Annotated in this window: 18 protein-coding genes; 11 read left to right on the top strand and 7 right to left on the bottom strand. The window is 65.8% G+C overall.

Going from position 1 to position 19,149, the window contains the following annotated elements:
- Positions 1-96: 96 nt before the first annotated feature.
- From K8U54_RS00260 to argR, 5 genes are all read left to right on the top strand, one after another.
- Positions 97-876, top strand: coding sequence for an ABC transporter substrate-binding protein (locus K8U54_RS00260; RefSeq protein WP_249908369.1), 780 nt, complete (start codon positions 97-99; stop codon positions 874-876).
- Positions 877-1,033: 157 nt separating this feature from the next.
- Entirely contained in the window at positions 1,034-1,723 is a 690-nt protein-coding gene (locus K8U54_RS00255; protein WP_249908368.1) for an ABC transporter permease, read from the top strand.
- Positions 1,724-1,733: 10 nt separating this feature from the next.
- A complete protein-coding gene (locus K8U54_RS00250) occupies positions 1,734-2,432 on the top strand; it encodes an ABC transporter permease (RefSeq protein WP_249908367.1) in 699 nt (232 codons plus the stop codon).
- A 29-nt stretch (positions 2,433-2,461) separates the two neighbouring features.
- Positions 2,462-3,226 (top strand): ABC transporter ATP-binding protein, encoded by a 765-nt coding sequence (locus K8U54_RS00245; RefSeq protein ID WP_249908366.1) that lies wholly within the window; start codon positions 2,462-2,464, stop codon positions 3,224-3,226.
- A gap of 53 nt (positions 3,227-3,279) precedes the next feature.
- Positions 3,280-4,260 carry a transcriptional regulator ArgR gene (gene argR, locus K8U54_RS00240; RefSeq protein WP_249908365.1) on the top strand — a complete coding sequence of 327 codons (981 nt, stop codon included), beginning with the start codon at positions 3,280-3,282 and terminating at the stop codon, positions 4,258-4,260.
- Positions 4,261-4,584: 324 nt separating this feature from the next.
- Here argR and K8U54_RS00235 read toward each other — a convergent pair whose 3' ends face one another.
- From K8U54_RS00235 to coxB, 4 genes are all read right to left on the bottom strand, one after another.
- Positions 4,585-6,036, bottom strand: coding sequence for an SLC13 family permease (locus tag K8U54_RS00235; RefSeq protein WP_249908364.1), 1,452 nt, complete (start codon positions 6,034-6,036; stop codon positions 4,585-4,587).
- A gap of 95 nt (positions 6,037-6,131) precedes the next feature.
- A complete protein-coding gene (locus K8U54_RS00230) occupies positions 6,132-6,485 on the bottom strand; it encodes a hypothetical protein (protein ID WP_249908363.1) in 354 nt (117 codons plus the stop codon).
- Complete coding sequence (ctaD, locus tag K8U54_RS00225; RefSeq protein WP_249908362.1) at positions 6,485-9,040, bottom strand: cytochrome c oxidase subunit I; 2,556 nt, start codon at positions 9,038-9,040, stop codon at positions 6,485-6,487. The genes K8U54_RS00230 and ctaD overlap by 1 nt, the downstream gene beginning before the upstream one ends.
- On the bottom strand, positions 9,037-9,927 hold the full coding sequence (coxB, locus tag K8U54_RS00220; RefSeq protein WP_249908361.1) for a cytochrome c oxidase subunit II: 891 nt from the start codon (positions 9,925-9,927) through the stop codon (positions 9,037-9,039). The genes ctaD and coxB overlap by 4 nt, the downstream gene beginning before the upstream one ends.
- 132 nt (positions 9,928-10,059) lie before the next feature.
- Here coxB and K8U54_RS00215 point away from each other — a divergent pair, with 132 nt between their 5' ends.
- Entirely contained in the window at positions 10,060-10,518 is a 459-nt protein-coding gene (locus K8U54_RS00215) for a DUF2231 domain-containing protein (RefSeq protein ID WP_070888274.1), read from the top strand.
- Positions 10,519-10,562: 44 nt separating this feature from the next.
- Here the strand turns inward: K8U54_RS00215 and K8U54_RS00210 are convergent, their stop codons facing one another.
- Positions 10,563-10,976 (bottom strand): CopD family protein, encoded by a 414-nt coding sequence (locus K8U54_RS00210; protein WP_249908360.1) that lies wholly within the window; start codon positions 10,974-10,976, stop codon positions 10,563-10,565.
- A gap of 375 nt (positions 10,977-11,351) precedes the next feature.
- Here K8U54_RS00210 and moaA point away from each other — a divergent pair, with 375 nt between their 5' ends.
- From moaA to K8U54_RS00185, 5 genes are all read left to right on the top strand, one after another.
- Positions 11,352-12,347 carry a GTP 3',8-cyclase MoaA gene (gene moaA, locus K8U54_RS00205; RefSeq protein WP_249908359.1) on the top strand — a complete coding sequence of 332 codons (996 nt, stop codon included), beginning with the start codon at positions 11,352-11,354 and terminating at the stop codon, positions 12,345-12,347.
- A gap of 198 nt (positions 12,348-12,545) precedes the next feature.
- On the top strand, positions 12,546-12,995 hold the full coding sequence (locus tag K8U54_RS00200; protein ID WP_249908358.1) for a PA2169 family four-helix-bundle protein: 450 nt from the start codon (positions 12,546-12,548) through the stop codon (positions 12,993-12,995).
- 179 nt (positions 12,996-13,174) lie between these two features.
- Positions 13,175-14,320: an ABC transporter substrate-binding protein gene (locus K8U54_RS00195; protein WP_249908357.1), complete on the top strand. Its 1,146-nt coding sequence runs from the start codon at positions 13,175-13,177 to the stop codon at positions 14,318-14,320.
- Positions 14,313-15,395: a FecCD family ABC transporter permease gene (locus tag K8U54_RS00190; protein WP_249908356.1), complete on the top strand. Its 1,083-nt coding sequence runs from the start codon at positions 14,313-14,315 to the stop codon at positions 15,393-15,395. The genes K8U54_RS00195 and K8U54_RS00190 overlap by 8 nt, the downstream gene beginning before the upstream one ends.
- Positions 15,392-16,174 carry an ABC transporter ATP-binding protein gene (locus K8U54_RS00185; RefSeq protein WP_249908355.1) on the top strand — a complete coding sequence of 261 codons (783 nt, stop codon included), beginning with the start codon at positions 15,392-15,394 and terminating at the stop codon, positions 16,172-16,174. The genes K8U54_RS00190 and K8U54_RS00185 overlap by 4 nt, the downstream gene beginning before the upstream one ends.
- 178 nt (positions 16,175-16,352) lie before the next feature.
- Here the strand turns inward: K8U54_RS00185 and guaD are convergent, their stop codons facing one another.
- Positions 16,353-17,666 (bottom strand): guanine deaminase, encoded by a 1,314-nt coding sequence (gene guaD, locus K8U54_RS00180; RefSeq protein ID WP_249908354.1) that lies wholly within the window; start codon positions 17,664-17,666, stop codon positions 16,353-16,355.
- 159 nt (positions 17,667-17,825) lie between these two features.
- On the bottom strand, positions 17,826-19,055 hold the full coding sequence (locus K8U54_RS00175) for an MFS transporter (RefSeq protein WP_249908353.1): 1,230 nt from the start codon (positions 19,053-19,055) through the stop codon (positions 17,826-17,828).
- Positions 19,056-19,149: the final 94 nt, after the last annotated feature.

The following is a 19,149-nucleotide window of genomic DNA, read 5'->3' as shown; positions in this document are numbered from 1 at the left end:
CCGCAGCCCTGCGTTACGCTGGCGGCGTCACCCTTCCATGGCCCGGCTTACCCGCCTTGCGGCCAGTGAAACCCCATCCCAGTCAGGAGTTTCCCCATGAAGAAGATCGCACTGCTCGGCGCGCTGGCACTATCCCTGCTGTCGCCGCTGACCATGGCCCAGGAGGCCAAGGCGCTGCGTATCGGTATCGAAGCGGCCTACCCGCCGTTCGCCTACAAGACTCCCGACGGCAACATCACCGGCTTCGACTACGACATCGGTGTGGCCCTGTGTGAACAAATGAAGGTCGAGTGCAAGTGGATCGAGCAGGAGTTCGATGGCCTGATCCCGGCCCTGAAAGTGCGCAAGTTCGACGCCGTGCTGTCGTCGATGTCGATCACCGAAGAGCGCAAGCGCGCCGTGGACTTCACCGGCAAGTACTACGCCACCCCCGCCAAGCTGGCGATGAAGAGCGGCGCGGTGATGAACGACGTGGCCAGCGACCTAAAGGGCAAGAAGATCGGCGTGCAGCGCTCTTCCGTGTATGACCGCTATGCCACCGACGTCTTCGCCCCGGCCGGTGCCGAGATCGTGCGTTACAGCTCGCAGAACGAAGTGTTCCTGGACCTCAGTGCCGGCCGCCTGGATGGCACCATCGCCGACTCGGTGAACATCGAAGACGGCTTCCTGAAAACCGAGGCCGGCAAGGGCTTCGCCTTCGTGGGCCCGGATTTCACCGAAGAGAAGTACTTCGGCGAAGGCCAGGGCATCGCCGTGCGCAAGGGCGACAAGGCGCTGGCCGACAAGATCAGCGCCGCGATCCTGGCGATCCGCGAGAACGGCAAGTACAAGGCCATTCAGGACAAGTACTTCAGCTTCGACGTCTACGGCAAGTAAGTCCGCGATCTGCTGCGGGTGAGTCTGCGCTGTTCAAACAGGCTTTGGCTCGCAAGATCGTGATTTCTTGTTGAAGGGTGGCACACGCCGACGCTTGGCGTGTGCCACCTTTGCGTTGCATTTCCGGCGCCCCAGGGCGCACGCATGAGGTAAGCGGATGCTCAACGGCTACGGCTCGTCCATTATCGAGGGCGCCTGGCTCACCCTGATTCTGGCCCTGACCTCGATGGCGGTGGCGATCGTGCTCGGCCTGATCGGCGCGGCGTTCCGGCTGTCGCCGGTGCGCTGGCTGGCGGTGCTGGGGGAAACCTATTCGACGGTGATCCGCGGCATTCCCGACCTGGTGCTGATCCTGCTGATCTTCTACGGCGGCCAGGACATGGTGAACCGGGTCGCGCCGATGCTCGGCTACGACGAGTACATCGACATCAACCCGTTCATCGCCGGTGTGTTCACCATGGGCTTCATCTTCGGCGCCTATCTGTCGGAGACCTTCCGCGGCGCCTTCATGGCCATTCCCAAGGGCCAGGCAGAGGCGGGCGCGGCTTATGGCATGAGCGGCCTGCAGGTGTTTCTGCGCATTCTGGTGCCGCAGATGATCCGCTTCGCTATCCCGGGCTTCACCAACAACTGGCTGGTGCTCACCAAGGCCACCGCGCTGATCTCGGTGGTCGGCCTGCAGGACATGATGTTCAAGGCCAAGAGCGCCGCCGACGCCACCCGCGAGCCCTTCACCTTCTACTTGGCGGTGGCCGGCCTGTACCTGCTGATCACCAGCGTCTCGCTGCTGGCCCTGCGTTACCTGGAAAAACGCTATTCGGTCGGCACCAAGGCGGCCGAACTGTGAGGGCCGCACGATGATCTTCGATTACACCGTCATCTGGGACAGCCTGCCGCTGTATTTCGGCGGCGTGCTGGTGACCCTCAAGCTGCTGGCCATCGCACTGTTCTTCGGCCTGCTGCTGGCCATTCCGCTGGCCCTGATGCGCACCTCGCGCTCGCCGTGGGTTAACGGCCCGGCCTGGCTGTACACCTACGTGATTCGTGGCACGCCGATGCTGGTGCAGCTGTTTCTGGTCTATTACGGCCTGGCCCAGTTCGAGGCGGTGCGCGAGAGCGTGCTGTGGCCTTACCTGTCCAACGCCACCTTCTGCGCCTGCGTGGCGTTCGCCATCAATACCAGCGCCTACAGCGCCGAGATTCTCGCCGGCAGCCTCAAGGCCACGCCCCATGGCGAGATCGAGGCGGCCAGGGCCATGGGCATGTCGCGGGCCAAGCTGTACCGCCGCATTCTCCTGCCGTCGGCGCTGCGCCGCGCGCTGCCGCAGTACAGCAACGAAGTGATCATGATGCTGCACACCACCAGCCTGGCGTCGATCGTCACCCTGATCGACATCACCGGCGCGGCGCGCACCGTCAGCTCCCAGTACTACCTGCCGTTCGAGGCGTTCATCACCGCCGGGCTGTTCTACCTGTGCCTGACCTTCATCCTGGTGCGCCTGTTCAAGGTGGCCGAGCGTCGCTGGCTGGCCTACCTGGCGCCGCGGCGTTCCTGAGCCCTCGGACTTCTGAAAGAGTGAAAAGCATGTACAAGCTCGAAGTGACGGACCTGCACAAGCGCTACGGCAGCCATGAGGTGCTCAAGGGCGTGTCGCTGGCCGCCAAGGCCGGTGACGTGATCAGCATCATCGGCTCCAGCGGCTCCGGCAAGAGCACCTTCCTGCGTTGCATCAACCTGCTCGAGCAGCCCCACGCCGGGCAGATCCAGCTCAACGGCGAGGCGCTCAAGCTGGTGCCCGGCAAGGACGGCGCCCTGCGCGCCGCCGACCACAAGCAACTGCAGCGCCTGCGCTCGCGGCTGGCCATGGTGTTCCAGCACTTCAATTTGTGGGCGCACATGAACGTGCTGGAAAACGTTATGGAGGCGCCGGTGCACGTGCTGGGCATGGGCAAGGCCGAGGCTCGCGACAAGGCCGAGCACTACCTGCAGAAGGTCGGCGTGGCCCATCGCAAGAGCGCCTATCCCGCACACATGAGTGGCGGCGAGCAGCAGCGCGTGGCCATCGCCCGGGCCCTGGCCATGGAGCCGGAAGTGATGCTGTTCGACGAGCCCACCTCGGCCCTCGATCCCGAACTGGTCGGCGACGTATTGAAAGTCATGCGAGATCTGGCCGCCGAGGGGCGTACCATGGTGGTGGTCACCCACGAGATGGGCTTTGCCCGCGAGGTGTCCAATGGGTTGCTGTTCCTGCATCAGGGCCTGGTGGAGGAGCAGGGCGACCCGCGCGAGGTGCTGGCCAACCCGCAATCTCAACGCCTGCAACAGTTCCTCAGCGGCAGCCTCAAGTAGTTGGCGTTATCATCCTCGACCTATCACTGCCTTCAGAGCCCAGCCCGCCCATCATGACTGCCCCCCGAATCGGCTTCCTGCTTTGGCCCTCCACCAAGCCCCTGACCCTGGCGCTGGCGGAAGAGGCCCTGAGCGTCGCCCAGCGCGTCCATCCGGAGGTGGTCTACGAGGTGGCGTTCCTGCAGGCCGAAGAGCCCGCCGAGGGTGCCTGGCGCCTGCCGGGCAGTTCCTGGACGGCGGGCCTGGAGGGCTATCGCAAGCTGTTCCTGCTCGCCGACGAGCCGCCGGCTGCGGTGGCACCGGCACTGGCCACGGCGCTCAAGCAGGTGGCGCGCAATGGCTGCTGCCTGGGGGCGGTGGCGGCGGGGGTCTACCCGCTGGCGCAGCTGGGGTTGCTCGACGGTTACCGCGCCTCGGTGCACTGGCGCTGGCAGGACGACTTCGCCGAGCGCTTTCCCAAGGTGATCGCCACCAGCCACCTGTTCGACTGGGACCGTGATCGCCTCACCGCCTGTGGCGGCATGGCGGTGATGGACATGCTGCTGGCCCTGCTGGCCCGTGACCACGGCGCCGAGCTGGCCGGCGCGGTATCCGAGGAGCTGGTGGTCGAGCGTATTCGCGAGGGCGGCGAGCGCCAGCGCATCCCCCTGCAGAATCGTCTCGGCTCCAGCCACCCCAAGCTGACCCAGGCGGTGCTGCTGATGGAAGCCAATATCGAGGAGCCGCTGACCACCGACGAGATTGCCCAGCACGTGTGCGTGTCGCGTCGCCAGCTGGAACGCATCTTCAAGCAGTACCTCAATCGCGTACCCAGCCAGTACTACCTGGAGCTGCGCCTGAACAAGGCCCGCCAGCTGCTGATGCAGACCAGCAAGTCGATCATCCAGATCGGCCTGTCCTGCGGCTTTTCCTCGGGGCCGCATTTCTCCAGCGCCTACCGCAACTTCTTCGGCGCCACGCCGCGGGAAGACCGCAACCAGCGGCGCAGCAACAGCCCCTTCGAACTGACTTCGGCGCCTGCCGAACGCGGTTAGGCAACCGTATTAGAACCTGTTCATAATCTTTCAGCCCAGGTTCGTCGACCTTGGCGGCTAGGTGGCGGTAGCGGACATAGAGCGCTGCTGCTTTTGTAGGAGTGGCTTTAGCCGCGAGCTCTTTGTCGACCTTGATAAAAAGCTCGGGGCTGAAGCCCCTCCTACGAGATCGCTGGATGTCCGCTTTTGCCTTGTAGTTGTTTTCATGCGCATACAAGACTTTGAACAGGTTATTACTCGTTACCTCATCTCGTGGGCATGGACTAGGCATTCCCGCCCGCTACCAGTGCATGCAGTAGCCAGCCAGACTGCCTGCTGCACCGATCAGTGGCTCCAGATCACCCCGATCAGCAGGTAGCACAGGGTGGTCACCAGGATCACGCTGTAGACGTTGATCACGAAGCCCGCCTTGATCATCGACTGGATGCGCATCAGCCCGGTGCCGAACACCAGGGCATTGGGCGGCGTCGCCACCGGCATCATGAAGGCGCAGCTGGCGGCGATGGTCGCCGGGATGGTCAGCAGCTCCACCGGGATGCCCTGGGACACCGCCAGGGCGCCGACCAGGGGAATGAACGCCGCAGCGGTGGCGGTGTTCGAGGTGACCTCGGTGAGCACGTTGATGGTCAGGGTCACCGCGCCGATGATCAGCAACAGGTGCAGCGTGCCGACGCTCTGCAGGCCTTCGCCGATCCAGGTGGCCAGCCCCGTGGAGGTGATCGCGCCGGCCAGCGACAGGCCGCCGCCGAACAGGATCAGGATGCCCCAGGGCACCTTGTTGGCGGTGTCCCAGTCCATCAGGTACACGCGCTTGTCGCCATCACGCTTGCCGGGGATCAGGAACAGGCTGAGCGCCGCCACCATGGCGATCAGGGTGTCGTCCACGGTGCTGACCACCTTGGCGATCAGCGGCTGGGTGACCCAGGCCAGGGCGGCGAGACCGAACACCAGGGCGATGCGCTTCTCGCCGGTCGACCAGGCACCGAGCTTGGCCAGTTCCTCCTTGAGCATCGGCTGGCTGTCGCCTTCGAGCTTGAAGCCGCCGCGGGTCAGCCACCACCAGACGAACAGCAGCATGCAGGTGGCCACCGGCACGCCGACCATCATCCACTGGCCGAAACCGACATGCACGTCATGGTGTTCGCGCAGGTAGGCGGCCAGCAGGGCATTGGGTGGCGTGCCGATCAGCGTGGAGATACCGCCAATGCTGGCGGCGTAGGCGATGCCCAGCAGCAGGGCGGTGGCGAAGCGCTGGTGCTCGGCGGCCTCGCCTTTCTGGGTGAGCATGGTGATCACCGACAGACCGATGGGCAGCATCATGATCGCCGTGGCGGTGTTGCTCACGCCCATGCCGATCAATGCGGTGGCGAGCATGAAGCCGCCGATCTGCCGGGCCGGCTGGTTGCCCACCGCAATCAGGGTATTCAGCGCGATACGTCGGTGCAGCTCCCAGCGCTGCATGCACAGGCCGAGCAGGAAACCACCGAGGAACAGAAAGATCACCGGGTTGGCGTAAGGGCCGGTGGCCGCTTGCGGTGTGCCGATGCCAAGCAAGGGAATCATCGGAATGGGCAGCAGGGCGGTAGCGGGGATGGGAATGGCTTCGGTCGCCCACCAGGTGGCCATCAGGCCGATAAGGCCGGCGGTCAGCCAGGCTTCCTCGCTGAGGCCGGTCGGCGGCTCGCTGGCGATGCAGGCAAGGAGTAACAGAGGCCCGAGAAACAGGCCGATACGGGCGGCCAGCAGGGCTCCGCGGGATTGTTCTAGTTTGCTCATTGTCTTGTTCTCGTTGTTTCTTTTAGCCGAGAACTATGCCGTCTGATGCTCTATATGGGGCTTCGCAGCTGTTTCAGCAGGTTTCCCGCGCCTGCTCAGGCACAGGGCGGCAGGGCCATGATCGGCAGGGCGATGAACACCACGGCGATGGCGCCGATCAGGTGTCCGGCTGCCGAGACACTGGCCACGAAGCGCTCGCGTTCACTGCAATGCGGGCGCCTGGCGGCCTGCTGGAACAGCCGTGCCAGGCCCAGCAACAGGCCGGCGGTCAGCAGCGACAGCAGGCCCAGTGCCAGGTTGAGCCAGGTCCAGGGACCGTCTTCCAGCGGCGGCGGGGCCACCGAGCAACCGACCCCCTGGCCACCGTACAGGGCAACGAACCACAGGCTCCAGATGCTCAGGCCGGTGGCGATATGAACCGGGTTGTAGACCGAGCGCAGGCTTCGCATCAGGCGCCTCCGAAAGCAGGTGGGAAAAGGGCGATGGCGAAGTAGCTGACCCACAGCACACCGAGGTTGTAGGCCCACAGCTGGGCGACCACCAGCGGTTCATAGGGCGAATCGGCGCCGACGTAGCCGATGCGTACGCGCAATGCCTGCAGCAGGCTGAGGATGCTGGCGAGCAGGGCATGGCCGAGGCTGTAGGCGAGCATCACGAAGATCACCGCATCATGGGCGCGCACGGTCGGCTCCAGTGATTCGCTGAGCAAGGCGATCAGCAGCAGGGCGCCCTGAGTCAGGCCGACCACGGCCAGGCCGACCTGGCAAGCGAGCAACCCACGAGCATCACCCTGGCGCAGTCGTGCCAGCACCCGCCGGTGCCAGGGCGTGGCCAGGCTCAGCAGCAGGGCGGCGGCCAGCAGCAGCCAGTGGTTGAACACGGGCGCATCCGGCACCAGCCAGTTCGGCGCCACCGTCCACAGGTAGAACCAGCCGAACAGCAGCGACAGGTACAATGCGCCGTTGGACAGCAGCGTCACGCCCATGCCCCAGAGGCCCGGCCCATCGCAGGTACGCGAATGCAGCGGCGGCTCGCCAGGCTGGGTCTGGGCGTCCGGCGCGGCCTTGGGGTGGGCGCCGTTCTCCCAGCTCCAGCGCAGCAGCACCACGATCGAGGCACCGCAGGCGAACAGCCCCAGCAGGTAGCTCTTGGCCAGCAGGCTGAGGCACAGCATGGCGATGAAACAGGCGGCGATGAACGGCAGCCAGCTGTTGCCGGGCAGGTGAATGATCTCCCGCACCTTGCCGGTCAGCGGATCGACCCCCCAGGTTTCCCGGCGGCCATGGTCGATCACCGTCAGGGCGTGCTCGCCGCGGGCCATGCTCTCGCCCAGGTCCGGGTCGCGCCACAGCGGGTGGCGGTCGGTGACCTTGGCCAGGCTGACGAAGTTGTACGGGTTGGGCGGCAGGCTGGTGGCCCACTCCAGGGTGTCGGCCTGCCAGGGGTTGTTGCCGGCCGGCTTGCCGTAGCGGTAATGCAGCACCAGATCCAGCAGCAGGGTGGCGATACCGATCACCATGATGAAGCTGCCGATCGACGAGATCAGGTTGGGCATGTCCCAGCCCAGGCCCGTTTCGTAGGTGTATACCCGCCGCGGCATGCCCAGCAGCCCGGTCCAGTGCATGATCAGGAAGGTCATGTTGAAGCCGATGAACACCAGCCAGAACCCCCACTTGCCGAGGCGTTCGGAGGCCATGCGTCCGGAGAAATGCGGCAGCCAGTAATACAGCCCGGCGATCAGCGGAAACAGCATGCCGCCGATCAGCACGTAGTGGAAATGGGCGACCACGAACTGGGTGTCGTGGACCTGCCAGTCGAACGGCACCAGGGCCAGCATCACCCCGGTCAGCCCGCCGCACACGAAGATGATCAGGAAGCCTACCAGCCATAGCATCGGCACGTTGTAGCGCGGTTTGCCGAGCCACAGCGTGGCGATCCAGGAGAACACCTGAATCGCCGTGGGAATCGCCACCAGCATGCTCGCCGCGGAAAAGAACGCCTGGGCCAGCTGCGGGATGCCTACCGTGAACATGTGGTGCACCCACAGGCCGAAGCTGATGAAACCGGTGCTCAGCACGCCCAGCACCACGGCCCGGTAGCCCACCAGCGGGCGGCCGCAGAACACCGGCAGCAGGGTGGAAACGATACCGGCCGCCGGCAGGAAGATGATGTACACCTCGGGATGGCCGAACAGCCAGAACAGGTGCTGCCAGAGCAGCGGGTCACCCCCGCGGGCCACCTCGAAGAACGGCAGGCCGGCGGCGCGCTCCAGTTCCAGCAGAATGCTGCCGAGGATCAGCGGCGGGAAGCCGATGACGATCATCATCGCCATGGTCAGGATGTACCAGGCGTAGATCGGCATCCTGTTCAACGCCATGCCCTCGGCGCGGGTGCGCAGGATCGATACCACCAGCTCGACCCCGGCCGACACCGCGGAGATTTCCACGAAGGTGATGCCCAACAACCAGAAGTCGGCATTGATGCCCGGTGAATGCGCCGCGCTGGACAGTGGCGTGTACATGAACCAGCCGGCATTGGGCGCCACGCCGAACAGCAGGCTGGAGCAGATGATCAGCCCGCCGAACAGGTAGCACCAGTAGCCGAGGGCCGACAGGCGCGGGAACACCAGGTCGCGGGCGCCGAGCATCTTGGGAATCAGGTAGACGGCCAGGCCTTCCATCATCGGCACGGCGAACAGGAACATCATCACCGTGCCGTGCATGGTGAACACCTGGTTGAACACCTCCGGGCCCATGAAGGCGTTGCCCGGCAGCGCCAGCTGGGTACGGATCAGCATCGCCAGCAGGATGCCGAACAGGAAGAAGCCCAGCCCGGTGACCATGAAGCGCAGGCCCAGGGTGGTGTGATTGACGATGGTCAGCGCCCGCCAGCCGCGCGGGTTGCCCCACACGTCGTCGAACTGGTCGTGCAGGGCATCGGCATCGGCTGTCTCGCGGCACTGGTTTGCGCGGCTGTCGCTGCGCTTCTGGTCGCTTGCGCTCATGGTTCGAGGCCCTCCAGCCAGGTGGCGATGGCCTGCAGGTGCTCGGCATCGAGGTCGTCGGTCAGCGGCATGCCGGTGCCCGGTTTCAGGCGGCCGTGCTCGCGTATCCAGGTCAGCGTGGCGCCGGGTTCGTTGGCCAGCAGGCCCCCGCCGAGATGGCGGCGGCTGGCCAGGTCGGTAAGGTCCGGGGCGCGATTGCCGGCACTGACGCCGGCCACCCGGTGGCACATCCCGCAGTGGGCGAGAAAGGTGTCGGCGGCCGGGCCCTGCAGCGCCTCGACCCGTGGCTCGCGACGGGCGTCGATCCAGGCGGCGAAGTCTTCCTCGCTGTGCGCCTGCACGTCGAGCACCATATGGCTGTGCTGGGTGCCGCAGAACTCCGTGCACTGGCCGCGAAAGGTGCCGGGCTTGTCGGCTTGCAGGCGGATGCGATTCTCGCGGCCGGGGATCATGTCGATCTTGCCGCCCAGGCGTGGCACCCAGAAGGAGTGGATCACGTCGGCGCTGCTGACCGTGATGTCCACCGGTTGGCCGGCCGGCAGGTGCAGCTGGTTGGCGGTCACCACGCCGCTGTCCGGGTAGCGCACCTCCCACCACCACTGGTGGCCGATCACCTCGATCTGCAATGGCCGCTCGCCGAGGATCGGCAACTGCATCATGCGCTGGCCCACCGGAATGCCGAAGGCCAGCAGCAGCACGATGGTCACCGAGGGCAGCAGGATGCCGCCGCCGATCAGCCAGCGCCGCTGTATGCGCCGGGCCTCCTCGAGCGAATACTCGCGCGGCTTGCGCCACAGGGCGTAGATCCACAGGGCGCTGACCACCACCAGCACCAGGGTGAAGAAGCCGCACATGGCCCACCACAACAGGGCGATGTCGCGCGCCACCGGGCCGGCCGGGGCCAGAATTGATTGGTCACCACTGCAGGCGGAGATAATCGGAACTGCTGCGGCGACTGCGGTCAACTTGAGTAGGGTCGCGCAAGTACGGCCTTTTCTCGAATCGACAGGGAGGCCGCCATGGCTGAGCAACAAGAGTCCATCATCAGTCGCGCGGCCATCGCCGGGCACCCGCTGCACCCGATGATGATCCACTTTCCGGTCGCCGCGCTGCTGGGCCTGGTGGCCACCGATTTCGCCTACTTCTGGACCACCGACCCATTCTGGGTGCGTGCCAGCCTGTGGCTGGCCGGCGTCGGCGCGGTCGGCGGCTGGATTGCCAGCATCGCCGGGTTGATCGACCTGCTGACCGTCAAGCGCATTCGCCAGAAGATCAGCGCCTGGTGCCACGCCATCATCGCCGTGATGATGCTGTCCCTGGCGTCGCTCAACTGGATGCTGCGCTACCGCCACGGCGAGGAGGGTTTCGAGATCTGGGCGTTCTACCTGTCGTTGTTCACCGCCGGGCTGATCGCCATCGCCGCGTACCTGGGCGGGCGCCTGGTCTATGAGCATGCCGTGGGTGTCGACGTCGAGTAGATCCGGCTTGGGCCCGCCTGCATTCATGGGTGGGTAGCTCCTGGTCAGAAAGGTTTGGCGAGCACCAGCCACAGGGTGGCGGCAATCATGCCGAAGGTGATGCCGCCCAGCGCCGCGCAGGCGACGGTCAGGGCAGGACGTGGCTGGCGTTCGCACTGCAGGATCAGCAGGCCGCACAGCGCATGGCAGATGACCATGACTGCCACCGCGGTGAGCTTGGCCACCAGCCAGATGCCAAAGGTGCCGTCACGCAGGAACAGCGCGGTGCCGCTGCCGATGGCGACCAGCGCGGCTGGCGTGGCCACCAGGGTGAAGATCGTGCGGTTGAGTGCAGGATGGCCGGGGCGCTCCACGCTGTAGGCCGTGCGGCAGTTGGCGGCGATCAGCGCAGGCAGGTAGAGCAGGGTGCCGCACCAGGCGAAGAGTGCGGTGAAGTGCAGCAGTTTCAGCAGTGGCATCGACGCCCTCCATTGCCAGTCGTCCTGAGGTCTGCCTGTGTGACCTTGCCCGGCGAAACCCGGTTCGACCTTTTCGCCGGGTGCACCAGGCGCCCGCTGATGCCTTCGCTCGACCCTCGCAGGCCGCATTCTGCCTGGCCTGGCGCCGCTGCCATGAGTAGCTCGCGGGCTCGGCGGCGGCCCTGAAGGTATCCGCGGTTGTGTCACTGAATGTGTGGGCATTGTTGGCCGACCCGACAGGGTGTGACCCCGTGACGGGCGCGGCGCCCCGGCAGGCGTGGTAAACTTGGCGCCACTTCGCAGCCCATCGGGCTGCCCACTGTCGCCCGGGCGGCAGCCACTTCCAGCTGGCCACGAGGCCGGGAGATCGGATAGATGCACACGACGCAGTTGGTCGATCCCTTCGGCCGACGCATTACCTACCTGCGACTCTCGGTGACCGATCGCTGCGACTTCCGCTGCACCTATTGCATGAGCGAAGACATGGTGTTCGCGCCGCGTTCGCAGATCCTCAGCCTCGAGGAACTGTACAACGTCGCCGACGCCTTCATCGGGCTGGGCGTCAAGCGCATCCGCATCACCGGCGGTGAGCCATTGGTGCGCAAGAACCTGCTGAGCCTGTTGCGCCGCCTGGGCGAGCGCCCCGAGCTCGAGGACCTGTCGATCACCACCAATGGCTCGCAGCTCGCCCATATGGCGACCGATCTGCGCGCTGCCGGCGTCACCCGCCTCAACGTCAGCCTCGACTCGCTGCAGCGCGAACGTTTCGCCGCCTTCACCCGGCGCGACATGCTCGACCAGGTGCTGGCCGGTATCGACGCCGCAGCGGCGGCAGGCTTCAAGCGCATCAAGCTCAACAGCGTGGTACAGACCGGGCGCAACGACGACGAGGTGCTGGGCCTGGTCGAGTACGCCATGGCCCGCGGCCTGGACATCAGCTTTATCGAGGAGATGCCCCTGGGCAGCGTGGTCAGCCACCAGCGCGAGCAGACCTTCTGCTCCAGCGAGGTGGTGCGCGAGCGCATCGAGGCGCGCCATGCCCTGGTGAGCAGCAGCCATGTCACCGGCGGGCCGTCGCGTTACTGGCAGGTCAGCGGCAGCGACACCCGGGTGGGCTTCATCTCGCCGCACAGCAACAACTTCTGTGGCGACTGCAACCGCGTGCGGGTTACCGCCGAGGGCAAGCTGGTGCTCTGCCTGGGCCACGACAACGCCCTGGATCTGCGTAGCCTGATGCGTGCCCACCCGGGGGACGGCGAGCGCCTGCGCGAGGCGCTGGTCGGTGCGCTGCAGCTCAAGCCCGAGCGCCATCACTTCGAGACCGATGAGCAGGTGCAGGTTATACGCTTCATGAGCATGACCGGCGGCTAAGCCGTTTCATTTTCTACGCGTCTTTACCCTCCAGACGAGCGGTTCGCGCCCAGGCGGCGCGGGCCTTTGCTCGCAGCCGGCTGATCGCCGCTTGGCTGGCTCGGCGGAATTTGCCCTGAACCTCCGCAACAGGCGCTCACTCAACTTAAGGGAGCGGCCCATACAGGGCTATTTTCTGAAGCGACGAGGAGATTCAAAGTGGATAACAAAGACGTTATTTCGGTACTGAACGACCTGATCGAAACCAGCAAAGACGGCGAGAAAGGCTTCAGCGAGTGTGCCGAAGACGTGAAAGAGCCGCGCCTCAAGACCTTCTTCGTGCAGCGTTCGCAGGACTGCGCCAGCGCCGCAGCCGAGTTGCAGCAACTGGTCCGTGGCCTGGGTGGCGATCCGGAAACCAGCTCCAGCGTTTCCGGTGCCCTGCACCGCGGCTGGGTCGACCTGAAATCGCTGCTGACCGGCAAGAGCGAAGAGGCCATCCTCAACGAGTGCGAGCGTGGTGAAGACGTCGCCCTGAAGACCTACCGCGAAGCCCTGCAGAAAGACCTGCCCAGCAACGTTCGCGTTGTGCTGGAAAAGCAGCTGCAAGGCGTGCAGCGCAACCATGATCAGGTCAAGGCACTGCGTGATTCCGCCCGCGCCAACTGATCGACGCTGATCGAAAAAGGATGCCTGCGGGCATCCTTTTTTTGTGCCCGCAATTGCAGCGGCGAAGGTCATCGAGAATAGTTCTTACTGACGTTCAGGCGAGCGTTTGTTACCCTATGTTTCCGTTTCCCGCTGGCGCCCGCCGCCGGCTCGCCGTGCAGTAAAAGGTTTTTCCCGCCATGACTATCCCCGCCTTCCTCGCTCGCCTCACGGCAGCCCTGTGTCTGCTCTGCAGCGTCGCTGCCCAGGCCACCGACTATCCGCTCACCGTCACCGACCTGGCCGGCCGCCAGGTGACCCTCGAGCGCGAGCCCCAGCGCATCGTGCTTCAGGATGGTCGCGATCTGTTCGCCCTGGCGTTGCTGGACCGTGAAGACCCGTTCAAGCGCATCACGGTGTGGAACAACATCATCAAGCGCTCCGATCCCAATACCTGGCAGGTCTTCCAGAAGCGCTGGCCGCAGAGTTCAGGGCAGGCCATCGACATGCAATTCGGCGACGAGGGCGACATGAACCTCGAAGCCGTGGTTGCCGGCAAGCCCGACCTGCTGGTGTTCCAGCTGCGTGCGCGCAAATCCCTGGAAGGGGCGGGCGTCGAGCGCAAGCTGGCGGCGCTGAACATTCCGGCGATCTACGTCGACAGTGACCTCGACCCGGTGCCCAACGGCCAGCAGAGCGTGGCGCTGCTCGGCAAGGTGCTCAACCGCGAGGCCCGCGCCAGCGAGTACCTGGATTTCTACAAGGCGCGCCTGGCCAAGGTCGACCAGCGGGTCGCCGAGCAGGGCAAACGGCCGCTAGTGTTCGTCGAGGCCAAGGCCGGGCAGGGTGGTGCCACCAGTTGCTGCTTCACCCATGGCGACGTGTACTGGGGCAAGCTGGTGAAGGCGGCCGGCGGCGATAACCTCGGCAGCCGGCTGCTGCCGGGTGCCACGGGCGACGTGACCCTGGAAACGGTGATCAGCAGCAAGCCCGACGTCTACCTGATGAGCGGCACCCAGTTCCCGGGCAGTGCCTCGATTTCGCCGCCGTTCGGCTTCGGCCCCAGGGTGCAGCAGGCGGCCATCGACAAGGCCATGCAGCAGCTGTTGCAGCGTCCCGGCATGGCGCAGCTGAGCGCCGTGCAACAGGGGCGCGTGTATGGCGTGTATCACCAGTTCTATGCCAGCGCCTGGAACATTCTGGCGGTCGAGTACCTGGCCCAGGCCTTCTACCCGCAAGCCGCCACCGGCCTGGATCACGCCGCCAGCACCCGCGCGCTGCTGGGCATGACCGGTCTCGGCGACGTGCCGGCGATCCTGTTCGGCCAGGCGCGTGCCGGTGAGTGAGTCCGCCCTGGGCGCGGCCCCGGCCGAGGGTTACCAGCAACGTTATGCGCGCGCGGTCTGGCAACGCAGCCTGCTGCTGGCCGGGCTGCTGCTGGTGGCCGTTATCGCCTTCATCGCCGATCTGGTGGTGGGCTCCGGAACCCTGAGTTTCGCCGATGCGCTGCAGGGGCTGTTCACCCCGGATCGGGTGGACGACGCCACTCGGGTGATCCTTTGGGAACTGCGCATGCCGATGACGTTGATGGCGGTGCTGGCCGGCACCTGCCTGGCGCTGGCCGGGCTGATCATGCAGACGGTGCTCGATAATCCCCTGGCCGAACCCTTCACCCTGGGCATTTCTTCGGCGGCGGGGTTCGGCGCGGCGCTGGCGCTGACCTTCAACCTGTCCCTGGCGCAGTGGCTGCCGGGCTTTGGCGCTGAGATGCTGGTGACGGCCAACGCCTTCCTGTTCTCGCTGCTCACCGTCGGCGTGATCCTGCTGCTGACCCGCGGGCAGATCGGCCTGCAGGCCATCACCCTGCTGGGTATCGCCGTGCACTTCGTGTTCAGCTCCTTGCTCGGCCTGGTGCAGTACGTGTCCAGCGTCGATCAGCTGCAGAGCATCGTGTTCTGGCTGATGGGCTCGCTGCTCCACGTGACCTGGAGCAAGGTCGGGCTGTGCGCCGTCATCGCCCTGATAGCGGTGCCGCTGGTGCTGCTGCAGGCCTGGGCACTGACCGCGCTGCGCAGTTTCGGCGAGCAGGCGGTGGTGTTCGGCATCCGCGTCAGGCGCGTGCGCACCAGCATGCTGGTGCTGGCGGCGCTGCTCGCCGGTGCGGTGACCTCGGTGGTGGGCATCATCGGCTTCGTCGGCCTGGTCGCACCCCATGTGGCGCGTCTGCTGGTCGGTGAGGATCAGCGTTTCACCATCGGCGTGACCCTGGCCTGCGGCATCATCTTCGTCACCCTGGCGTCGCTGGCCAGCAAGCTGATCGTGCCGGGCGCGGTGCTGCCGATTGGCATGGTCACCTCGTTGATCGGCCTGCCGTTCTTCATCATCCTGATCCTGCGTGACCGGAGGCTGACCTCACGATGAGCTTCGTCACCCAGGATTACCGCGTTTCCATCGGCGGCCGTTCGATCATCCGCGACTTCGCCGTGCGTGCCGAAGCGGGGCGCACCCTGGCCCTGCTCGGCGCCAACGGCGCGGGCAAGTCGACCTTCATGAAAGGCCTGTGCGGCCTGCTGCGCGCCGAGGGCTCGGCGACCATCGACGGCACCCAGCTGATCGGCCTGGAGCCGGCGCTGCGGGCGCGGCTGATCGGCTACGTGGCCCAGGACCTGACCCACCTCGACGTGCGCCTGTCGACCTACGAGCTGCTCTTGCTGGCGCAGCACGGCGGTGCGCGGGGCTGGTCGACCCGGCGCGACAGCCAGCGCCGCGCCAGCGAGGTGCTCGACCTGCTGGGCCTGCAGCGTTTTGCCGAACAGCAGCCGGGGCAGTTGTCCGGCGGTGAACGGCAGATGATTTCCCTCGCCCTGGCGCTGGTGCGCAGCCCGCGTTTGCTGCTGCTCGACGAGCCCACTTCGGCGCTGGACCTGGCCAACCAACTGCACATGCTCGAGGCGGTCAGCGCCTACACGCGCCGCGAGAATATCGTCACCCTGGCGATCTTCCACGACATGAACCTGGCCAGCCGCTACGCCGACGATGCGCTGATGATCAGCCAGGGCCGTGTGCACGGCTGCGGTACCACCGAGCAGATGCTCACCCCCGAGCACCTGGCGGCTGTATATGGTGTCGATTGCCGAACGCTGAGCGTGGACGGTGGTGCTTACACTGCCATCTATCCAGTGTCGGTAATCGGCGCGTAGCCGGAGCGATTAGCAGGATAAGAGCGATAGGTCGATGGGGAATGGTCGATCAGGTCGACTACCCTGTGGGAGCGGGCCATGCCCGCGAACGCTTCGCGGGCATGGCCCGCTCCCACGTAATTCCACCTGATCAGCCTGCGGCACGCTTGCGAGGTGAGGCTGAAGCGTTATCTGCGATTCAGCTATCGCCATCCCGGCGATGCACGCTGTTGCCCGCCGCAAAGGTCTCCCTGATCACCCGATCATCACCCAGGGTGATCAGCGCGAACAGCCGTTCGGCCAGGTTGCCGCTCTGCTGCAGGCGGTAGTCGATCAGCGGCGTGGCCTGGTAATCGAGGACCACGAAATCCGCGTCCTTGCCGGCCGCGAAGTTGCCGATGCGCTCGTCCAGATACAGTGCCCGGGCGCTGCCCAGGGTGGCCAGGTACAGCGACTTGAACGGGTCGAGCTTCTGGCCCTGCAACTGCATGATCTTGTACGCCTCGCTCAACGAACGCAGCTGCGAGAAGCAGGTGCCGGCGCCGATATCGGTGCCCAGGCCGACGCGCACCTTGTGCTGCTCCATGCGCTTGAGATCGAACAGGCCGCTGCCGAGAAACAGGTTGGAGGTCGGGCAGAAGGCCACCGCCGAGCCGGTCTCCGCCAGCCGCGCGCATTCGGCGTCGCACAGGTGCACCGCATGGGCGAACACCGAGCGCGGGCCGGTCAGCTGGTGCTGGTCGTAGACATCCAGGTAGCCGCCGTTGTCCGGGAACAGCGCCTTGACCCACTCGATCTCCTGGCGGTTTTCCGACAGGTGGGTGTGCAGGTACAGGTCCGGGTACTCGCCCAGCAGGCGCCCAGCCATGGCCAGTTGCTCCGGCGTGCTGGTCGGTGCGAAGCGCGGCGTCACCGCGTAGTGCAGGCGGCCCTTGCCGTGCCAGCGCTCGATCAGCTCGCGGCTGTCGGCATAGCCGGATTCGACGGTGTCGGTCAGCGCCTCGGGGGCGTTGCGGTCCATCAGCACCTTGCCGGCGATCATGCGCAGGTTCAGCGCGCTGGCCACCTCGAAGAAGGCGTCTACCGATTGCTTGTGCACGCTGCCGAATACCAGGGCGGTGGTGGTGCCGTTGCGCAGCAGTTCCTTGACGAATACCTGGGCCACTTCGCTGGCGTGGGCCTGGTCGGCGAAGCGCATCTCGGTCGGAAAGGTGTAGGTGTTCAGCCAGTCGAGCAACTGCTCGCCATAGGCGCCGATCATGCCGGTCTGCGGGTAGTGGATGTGGGTGTCGATAAACCCGGGGGTGATCAGCGCGTTCTCGTAGTGGGTCAGGGCGACGCCGGACAGCCGCGGCAGCAGCTCGGCAGCCGGGCCCACGTCGCGAACCTTGCCATCCTCGACCAGCAGGATGCCGTCCTCGAAATAGGCGTAGGACGCCTCGATGCCGACTTCGGCCGGGTCGGCCAGGTTGTGCAGAATGGCGCCGCGGTAGGCGTGGGAGCTAGTGGACATGGGGCCTCGATACAAATCCGGTGGAGCGGGGCGGGCTTCGCGGATGGCGATGCCCGATGGGCGAGCGCCATGACAGGGAGGCTCGCAGCGGTGTACCGGGATTCTGCGTGACAAGCGTGGCGGCGACAACCACGCCTGAGGCAAATGTTGACCTTGTGGTCAGGTGCTGGGGCGGGGCGCTACGTCGTCGAGTCTGGCCGTCGTCGCATCGGCCTTCAGGGTCTCCGGCATGCCCAACAGCAGCAGCACCGCACAACCGGCCACGGCAGCGAGCACCAGAAAGGCGCTGTCGTAACCATTGGCCTCGGCGACATATCCGGCCAGGCCGTTGCTCAACGCCGCCCCGATACCGAACACCAGGCTGACGCTGGCCAGGCTGACGTTGAAGTGGCCGCTGCCGTGGGTCAGGTCGCGCACCATCAATGGGATCAATGCACCGAACAGTCCGGCGCCGATGCCATCGAGCAGTTGCACCGAGACCAACCACAGCGGATCGTCGCTGAGCGTATAGAGCACGCCACGGATCGGCAGGATCAGAAAACCGGCCAGCAGCAACGGTTTGCGACCCCACTGGTCGGCGCGGGCACCGACCAGCATGGCCGCCGGAATCATCACCAGTTGGGCGGCGACGATACAGGCCGAGATCAGCGTGGTGGCCAGGTGCGGATTGGCCTGCGCCAGTTTCTGCCCCACCAGCGGCAACATCGCCGCGTTGGCCAGGTGAAACAGCGCGCAGCACAGCGCCAGCAGCACCAGCGGTGGCTGGGTGAGCAGCTGGCGCAGCGGGGTCAGCGCCATACCGGTTTCACGGCCCCGGGCCTGGTCGGCATCGATGGCGCGTGCCGGAATGCTCAGCGCCGACAGCAGGCTCAGTACGGCCATGGCGGTCATCAGGTAGAACACCGCCACCGGGCCCCAGAGGTAGGCGGACAGACCGGCCAGCAGGGCGGCGGTGGCGTTGCCGGCATGGTTGAAGGATTCGTTGCGGGCGATACGGCGGGTAAAGGCTTTCGGCCCGACGATACCCAGGGTGATGCCGGCCAGCGCCGGGGCGAACACCGAGGAGGCCATGCCGGCGGCGATCTGGCTCGCCGCCACCCAGGCGAACTGCGCCTGCCACAGGGTGACCAGGCAGGCGAGGGTGACGAGGATGGAGGCGCCGACGATCAGCAGGCGCTTGTCGCGCACCCAGTCCACCAGGGCGCCAGCGGGAATCTGCGCCGCCAGCCCGGCCAGCCCGCCGAGGGCCATGACCAGGCCAATATCGCCGGCCTGCCACTTGTGCACCGACAGCAGGTAGATCGCCAGGTAGGGGCCGAGCCCGTCGCGTACATCAGCCAGAAAGAAATTCAGACGATCCAGTTTCGCGGCGCATGCGTACGTCGGCATGGAGATCCTCGGGCGGCAAGAAAATGCGCCAGGCGATTGCGCTGGCCTGGCGATTGGATGCCAGCGAAGCGGCGGCGTTCCATGTGCACAAGCG

This window comes from Pseudomonas fulva, assembly GCF_023517795.1.
Classification (GTDB): domain Bacteria; phylum Pseudomonadota; class Gammaproteobacteria; order Pseudomonadales; family Pseudomonadaceae; genus Aquipseudomonas; species Aquipseudomonas fulva_D.
The sequence above is the reverse complement of the archived record's forward strand: the minus strand, read 5'-3'. Positions and strand labels throughout refer to the sequence as shown.